This is a genomic window from Flavobacterium xanthum, from assembly GCF_900142695.1.
Lineage (GTDB): Bacteria > Bacteroidota > Bacteroidia > Flavobacteriales > Flavobacteriaceae > Flavobacterium > Flavobacterium xanthum.
The window spans coordinates 69,495-77,945 of record NZ_FRBU01000017.1 but is presented as its reverse complement, the minus strand read 5'-3'; the positions used below and the strand labels follow the sequence as shown (position 1 = coordinate 77,945).

Here is an 8,451-nt window from a genome sequence, read left to right as displayed (position 1 = left end):
CAGGGAAAAGAATTAATTTTCTTTTCTTTGTTCTGAAAAAATATTTCATCTTTCTTTGAGATTCCTAACTTTCGCATTTATTAATTGAATTCAAGTTATATAAAAAAACCTATCTGGAATACTCTAGATAGGTTTTTTTATGAATAATATAATATGATTTACTGAATCTTAGCTTTCAAGGCTTTGTATTCTGCTGTCATTTCAAGAGCACTATAAACGCCTAAAAGTGTTTTAGAAACATCTGAGTTTTTAGGATCTAATTCTACTGCTTTTTGAAGATAAGGAATAGCACTTTTGAACAAATCTTCTCTCTTCTTTTTCAAATCATCATAGCGCTTCATATCCTTAGTAGAAGTTCCAAGTTTATTCATTTCATCAATAATGACTTTTTCATTTTCTAATTTCAAAGCAGATAAATTAATATAGGCGTTGATGTATTGTGGATTGATTTCAATAACTTTTTTGTAATATTTCTCCGCCTCAGGAACATTTTTAGCATTTGCACTTATCACTCCTAAGTTAAAAACTAAATCAGCGTCATTAGGATTTTTTTCTAAAACTTCAGCGATAAGCTTTTTGTACATTTCAAAATCTTTAGTTTCTAAGTAAAGATTAGCCTCTGTCAAGATCAAAGAAGTATCTTCTGGATTTGCTTTCCTAGCTTCAGAAATTGCTTTTTTAGCCTCGTCGGTTTTTCCTTTTTCAACTAAAATCAAAGCCATATTTTTATAAATCTCTCCTCTTTTAGAAGGAATAGCTTCAGTTCTTGGTTTTTCATGTGTTCCTAACTTCACCATTCTATCTCTTTCTGCAGCAGTAGCAAAAAAATCTTCTTGGTTGGTTAATTTATTCACTGCAAAGTAACTAGTCCCTACTCCAGAATAGTTCAAGTTTTTCAAATTCTCGTATAACTCAAGCGCTTTGTCATATTCATTTGCATTTACATAAGTTGAAGCCGCATAATATAAATTGATTGTGTCTTTTTTATCCAACAGGTAAGCGTCATATAATTTTTTAGCACTGTCTGAATGCTTCTCAATTTTTGAATCTGCAATTGCACCATTTATCAATTTGAATTTAATATCCGTAATTGAAGCTGCTGCTTGGGTTGAGTATTTTACTTTTCCAGAAACTTTCTCCACTCCAATTAAATCTTGATACGCTTTTGCAGCGAGTGAAAGATTGGTATTCGCATCAACATTCTTGTTGGCTAAATCCAATAAAGCATTTCCTTTTACAAAGAAAAACTGTGCCTTTTCAGCATCTGTTGCTGCAGCTATTAAGGGTTCTGCTTCCATTAAAATGGTAGCTGCCTCTTGAGATTTACCGCCTTTCATCGCTTTTTCGGCTGCCTTAATTTGATCTTTTTGAGCAAAAGTAGCTACTGATATCAATAACGCTGATGCTAGTAATACATATTTACTTTTCATAATATTCTGTGTTAATTTAATACTTATTCTTACTTTTCTATTTTATTTTATGCTTCATCATCTGAATCGTCCTCGTCACTATCGTCATCAAGTTCTTCTTCATTTTCAGAGTCGTCTTCGTCTTCATCTTCTTCAGAACCGTCCTCTTCAAGAACTTCTAATACTGGCTTAACTCTTTCAATAGCTTCCGTTTCAACAACATTGCCTTCCTCATCTACAACCACTTCAGCCACATCGTCCTTCATAACTTTTGTAACTGCTGCAATTGAATCATTTCCTTTAATGTTAATCAACTTCACTCCTTGCGTAGCACGGCCCATCACTCTCAAATCTTCAACAGCCATTCTGATAGTCAATCCAGATTTGTTGATAATCATTAAATCATCTGCATCTGTAACTGAATTTATAGAAATTAGCTTTCCTGTTTTCTCCGTAATATTTAAGGTTTTAACTCCTTTACCACCACGATTCGTAATTCTATATTCATCAAGGCTAGAACGTTTACCGTAACCATTTTCAGCTACAACTAATATTTCACTGCTCATATCGTTTACAGTAACCATGCCAATAACTTCATCCGTATCATCCTTAAGTGTAATTCCACGAACTCCTGAAGCTGTTCTTCCCATTGGACGGGTTTTAGTTTCTTCAAAGCGAACTAATTTACCTGATTTTACAGCCAATATAATTTGGCTTTCACCATTCGTTAATTTGGCTTCCAATAATTCATCACCCTCTTTAATAGTAATTGCAGCGACACCGTTTACTCTAGGTTTAGAATATTTCTCTAAAGATGTTTTCTTAACCTGACCTTTTTTGGTCACCATAATCAAATTATGACTATTGATATATTCTTTATCTTTCAAATCTTGAGTGCAAATAAAAGCTTTCACTTTGTCATCACTTTCAATGTTCACTAAGTTTTGAATTGCTCTACCTTTAGCGGTTTTACTTCCTTCTGGTATTTCATAAACACGCATCCAGAAACATTTTCCTTTTTGAGTAAAGAACATCATATACTGGTGATTTGTAGCAACAAACATGTGCTCTAAGAAATCTTGATCTCTTGTTCCAGCACTTTTTTGCCCTACTCCTCCTCTATTCTGAGTTTTATATTCGGTTAGGTTGGTTCGTTTGATATATCCTGCATGAGATATAGTAATGACTACATTTTCATCAGCTATTAAATCTTCGATGCTCACGTCTCCGCCAGAATATTCAATTTGAGAGCGACGAGCGTCTCCATATTTATCTCTAATTTCAGTAAGTTCTTCTTTGATCAAAGCAATTCTCAAGTTTACATCTGCTAATAAAGCTTTCAAATGCTCAATTAACTTCATAATTTCATCGTATTCCGTTCTTAACTTATCTTGTTCAAGACCTGTCAATTGACGCAAACGCATTTCAACTATTGCACGAGATTGAATATCTGACAAATTGAATCTTTCGATTAATTTCTCTCTTGCCTCCTCCGTACTTTTCGACGCTTTGATTAACGCAATTACTTCGTCAATATTATCAGACGCGATAATAAGACCTTCTAATATATGCGCTCTTGCTTCCGCCTTTTTCAATTCAAATTGCGTTCTGCGAGTCACCACATCATGACGATGCTCGATAAAATAGTGAATCAAATCTTTCAGATTCAACATTTGTGGACGCCCTTTAACAATTGCAATATTATTTACACTGAAAGAAGATTGTAATTGTGTAAACTTATAAAGTGTGTTCAAAACCACGTTTGGTGTGGCATCACGTTTTAAAATATAAACGATACGCATCCCATTTCTATCCGATTCATCGCGTATATTGGCAATTCCTTCGATCTTTTTATCATTGACCAAATCAGCTGTACGCTTAATCATATCCGCTTTGTTGACTTGATACGGAATTTCGGTAACGATTATACATTCCCGACCTTCCACTTCTTCAAAACCAACTTTGGCACGCATTACAATTCTACCTCTACCTGTTTTGAAAGCCTCACGCACACCTTCATACCCATATATGATACCACCAGTAGGAAAATCTGGGGCTTTAATATGCGTCATCAACTCGTCAATCTCGATATCATTATTATCCATGAAAGCTAATGTACCGTTGATAACTTCAGTTAAGTTATGAGGAGGCATATTCGTGGCCATACCTACCGCAATTCCCGTGGCCCCATTTATTAATAAGGTAGGAACACGCGTTGGCATCACCGTTGGCTCTTCAAGCGTATCATCGAAATTTAATTTAAAATCAACTGTTTCTTTGTCAATGTCAGCTAAAATCTCCTCAGAAATCTTACGCATTCTAGCTTCAGTATAACGCATTGCTGCAGGACTATCTCCATCTACAGATCCAAAATTACCTTGACCATCGATCAACAAATAACGCATACTCCATTCTTGGGCCATACGAACCATAGCATCATAAACAGAAGTATCACCATGTGGGTGATATTTACCCAAAACTTCTCCGACAATTCTTGCGGACTTTTTATGAGCTGATCTTGAGTTAACACCCAAATCATGCATTCCAAATAGTACTCTTCGATGTACTGGTTTCAAGCCATCTCTAACATCTGGAAGAGCTCTTGACACAATAACCGACATCGAATAATCGATGTAGGCTGTTTTCATTTCATCTTCAATGTTAATGGGAATTAACTTTTCTCCTTCAGACATAAGTTGTTATATTAAATAATTATATTAGTTTCAAAACGTGCCAATATACGCTTTTTTGAAATTTTTAAACCAATTTTAAAACACTTATTTCAATGATTTATCAACAAAATAAACTTCCCTTTTAGTTAATAATTTAAGGGAAATTTAACTCTTATATTAGTATAATTTTTGTCTCTTAGCTGACACGACTACTTATAGGAATGGTTTTTGTTTTTCTATCACTAATTCACTAAATTTACGATATCAAATATATATTATGGATGATAATTTTTCACCAAGAGTAAAAGACGTTATAACCTACAGTAAAGAGGAAGCTTTACGACTAGGTCACGATTTTATAGGCACAGAACACTTAATGCTTGGAATTTTAAGAGACGGAAACGGAAAAGCTATTCAAATATTGAATAATTTAGACGTTGATTTAGATCATTTACGCAGAAAAGTAGAGATTCTAAGCCCAGCAAGTCCCGGCGTAGAGGTAAACGTTGAAAAGAAAAACCTGCACTTGACACGTCAAGCTGAACGAGCCCTGAAAACTACTTTCTTGGAAGCTAAGGTATTTCAAAGTACCTCTATCAGCACCGCACATTTATTATTGTGCATATTAAGAAACGAAAACGATCCAACAACCAAGCTATTGAATAAACTCAAAATTGATTATGACATAGCTAAAGAACAATATTTAAACATGACTCCAAGCGAAGAAGAATTTATAGAAAAATTACCACGAAATGAATCTTACAATGACGATTCAGGACAAGATGACAGTCTAAAAGAAGGAACTTTTAACAACCCAGCCAACAAATCTAACAAAAAATCTAAAACTCCGGTTTTGGATAATTTTGGCCGAGATTTAACAGAAATGGCAGAAGAGGGGAAATTAGATCCTGTTGTAGGACGGGAAAAAGAAATTGAGCGCGTTTCTCAGATTTTGAGCCGTCGCAAAAAAAATAATCCTTTACTTATAGGTGAACCTGGAGTGGGAAAATCAGCCATTGCCGAGGGTCTAGCCCTGCGCATTATTCAGAAAAAAGTTTCACGCACCTTGTTCAATAAACGGGTCGTTACGTTAGATCTCGCTAGTCTTGTAGCTGGAACTAAATACCGTGGACAATTTGAAGAACGAATGAAAGCAGTAATGAATGAGCTGGAGAAAAATGACGACATCATTCTTTTTATAGATGAAATTCACACTATTGTTGGCGCTGGTGGTGCAACAGGATCTTTAGACGCATCCAATATGTTTAAACCTGCATTAGCTCGTGGAGAGATTCAATGTATTGGTGCAACAACATTAGATGAATACCGTCAATATATCGAAAAAGACGGTGCCTTAGAACGACGTTTTCAAAAGATAATTGTAGAACCAACATCTGTTGCCGAAACGATTACTATTTTGCATAATATTAAAAATAAATACGAAGATCACCACAATGTTACTTATTCCGAAGAAGCAATAGAAGCGTGCGTAAAATTAACAGACAGGTACATGTCAGATCGTTTTTTACCAGACAAAGCTATTGATGCCTTAGATGAAGCGGGTTCAAGAGTACACATTACCAATATTGAAGTTCCTAAACAAATTTTAGATCTGGAACGTCAATTAGAAGAGGTACGCGAATTGAAAAATGTTGTAGTCAAAAAACAAAAATACGAAGAGGCTGCCAAACTTCGAGATGATGAAAAACGCATTGAAAAAGACTTAGCAATTGCCCAAGAACAATGGGAAGAAGATGCCAAAAACAACCGAATTGAAGTTACCGAGGACAATGTTGCCGATGTAGTTTCTATGATGAGTGGTATTCCTGTTAACCGTATCGCTCAAACAGAAAGCAACAAACTTGCCAAATTACCAGAACTTATTGAAGGAAAAGTAATTGGACAAAGAGAAGCTGTAATGAAAATTGCTCGCTCCATCCAAAGAAATCGTGCGGGATTAAAAGATCCGAATCGACCAATTGGTTCCTTTATTTTCTTGGGACAGACCGGTGTTGGTAAAACGCAATTAGCCAAAGTACTCGCCAAAGAGTTATTCGATTCTGAAGATGCGTTGATTCGTATTGACATGAGTGAATACATGGAAAAATTTGCAATCTCTCGTTTAGTTGGAGCACCTCCGGGATACGTAGGATATGAGGAAGGTGGACAATTAACAGAGAAAGTTCGCAGAAAACCTTATTGTGTAGTATTATTAGATGAGATAGAAAAAGCGCATCCTGATGTATTTAACATGTTATTACAAGTACTGGATGATGGTTATTTAACAGATAGTTTAGGCCGAAAAATTGATTTCAAAAACACTATAATTATTATGACTTCGAATGTTGGAGCCAGACAATTGAAAGATTTTGGTCAAGGTGTTGGTTTTGGAACTGCTGCAAAAGTAGCTCAGGCTGACGACAATTCAAAAAGTATCATTGAGAACGCATTGAAAAAAACTTTTGCACCAGAATTCCTAAATAGAATTGATGATGTAATCGTATTTAATGCTTTGGAAAAACATGATATTGATTTGATTATCGAAATTGAATTGAAAAAATTATATGCTCGCGTAGCCGAACTAGGATATCAATTAAATCTATCTGATAAAGCCAAAGCGTTCATCGCCGATAAAGGTTTCGATAGACAATTTGGTGCCAGACCATTAAAAAGAGCGATTCAAAAATATGTCGAAGACGCCCTTGCTGAAGAGATTATTACTTCTAAAATTGGTTCCGGAGATGAAATTTTTATGGATATTGAAGAAGGAGCTCAAGAACTAACGGTACAAGTTCACAAAGCTGGCGAACCAACTAATCTATAACTTAAATTAAAAAAAATTCTTTTAAACCCGTTACGTTTATATAGCCTAACGGGTTTATTATTTATGGTAAATACCCGTTTTTTGAAAACAAATATTTACATTTGAATTATATAAAATAGGTCAAAACAAATTAATTTATGTCAGATAATAAAGTTATTTTAGGGAGTGAAGAGTGGTGCTCTTTTCCAGAATTAGGAATTCCCACTATAAAAGCTCGGGTGGATTCAGGTGCAAAAACATCAGCATTACATGCTATAAACATCGCTCCGTTTATTAAAAATGAAAGTAATTGGGTAAAATTTGACATCAATCCCATACAAAATAATCTAAAAACGGTCATTCATTGTGAAGCACCATTAATTGACAAACGAATTGTAAAAAGTTCTAGTGGTTTTCGAGAGCAACGTTATGTAATACAGACTAATTTACAGATTGGAACCTCACAATGGCCTATCGAAATGACGCTGACCAATCGAGATTCCATGGGATTCAGAATGCTTCTAGGGCGGGAAGCCATGAGTGGAAGAGTTTTAGTTGATCCGGAACAAAAATATCTTTTGGGTCAACCTACATCAGACAGTCTTAAAGAACTTTATAAAAACTCTGAAAAAGCAAGCTCTGGTTTGCGCATCGGACTTTTAGCGAGTAATCCTGAATTGTACAGCAACAAGCGTATTATGGAAGCTGGTGAAATGCGTGGACACGAAATGCACTTTCTGAATATTAAAGAATGCTATATGAAACTGGATGCAAAAACACCAGAAATTCATTACCGTGGCGGAAAAATATTAAATCAATTTGACGCCATTATTCCAAGAATCAGACCCAGTATAACCTTTTATGGTTGCGCACTAACCCGACAATTTGAGGCATTAAAAGTTTATTGCTTGAATTCGTCGAACGCTATTACACAGTCGCGCGATAAATTGTATTCGTTACAATTATTGCTAAATCATGGAGTAGAAATCCCAACGACTGGTTTTGCTAATTCCCCTTTGGATACCGATGATTTGATAAAAATGGTAGGAGGTTCTCCTTTAATTGTAAAATTACTAGAGGGAACACAAGGTAAAGGAGTAGTTCTCGCCGAAACAAAAAAAGCTGCAGAAAGTGTTATTAACGCCTTCAAAAGCCTAAATGCTAACATATTAGTTCAGGAATTCATCAAAGAAGCAAACGGAAAAGACATTCGTTGTTTTGTAATAGATGGGAAAGTGGTTGCCGCCATTCAACGGGAAGCGATGCCGGGTGAATTCAGAGCGAACATTCATTTAGGAGGAACTGCATCCGTGATAAAAGTAACCGCAGAGGAAAAACGGATTGCCATCAAAGCAACAAAAGCAATGGACTTAAAAGTAGCAGGCGTAGATATTATTCGTTCCGCAAAAGGACCATTATTACTAGAAGTAAATTCATCACCGGGACTAGAAGGAATCGAAGGAGCTACAAACAAAGATATTGCTGGGGAAATGATCAAGGCCATTGAAAAAAATTTCAAACAAAAAGTAGATCTTAAATAACAGAATTTTTCGCATGGTACTGCTTA

General features: G+C 35.4%; 4 protein-coding genes. 2 read left to right on the top strand and 2 right to left on the bottom strand.

Going from position 1 to position 8,451, the window contains the following annotated elements:
* Nucleotides 1–158: 158 nt before the first annotated feature.
* Nucleotides 159–1,430: a tetratricopeptide repeat protein gene (locus BUC11_RS08955; RefSeq protein WP_073353450.1), complete on the bottom strand. Its 1,272-nt coding sequence runs from the start codon at nucleotides 1,428–1,430 to the stop codon at nucleotides 159–161.
* A gap of 47 nt (nucleotides 1,431–1,477) precedes the next feature.
* Nucleotides 1,478–4,102 carry a DNA gyrase subunit A gene (gene gyrA, locus BUC11_RS08950; protein ID WP_073353448.1) on the bottom strand — a complete coding sequence of 875 codons (2,625 nt, stop codon included), beginning with the start codon at nucleotides 4,100–4,102 and terminating at the stop codon, nucleotides 1,478–1,480.
* A 256-nt stretch (nucleotides 4,103–4,358) separates the two neighbouring features.
* On the opposite strand from gyrA, the gene BUC11_RS08945 reads away from it, so the two are divergent.
* The gene (locus tag BUC11_RS08945) at nucleotides 4,359–6,905 is read left to right on the top strand and encodes an ATP-dependent Clp protease ATP-binding subunit (RefSeq protein ID WP_073353446.1); all 2,547 of its coding nucleotides are present in this window, start codon (nucleotides 4,359–4,361) and stop codon (nucleotides 6,903–6,905) included.
* 137 nt (nucleotides 6,906–7,042) lie between these two features.
* Complete coding sequence (gene rimK / locus BUC11_RS08940) at nucleotides 7,043–8,425, top strand: 30S ribosomal protein S6--L-glutamate ligase (RefSeq protein WP_073353444.1); 1,383 nt, start codon at nucleotides 7,043–7,045, stop codon at nucleotides 8,423–8,425.
* Nucleotides 8,426–8,451 lie beyond the last annotated feature (26 nt).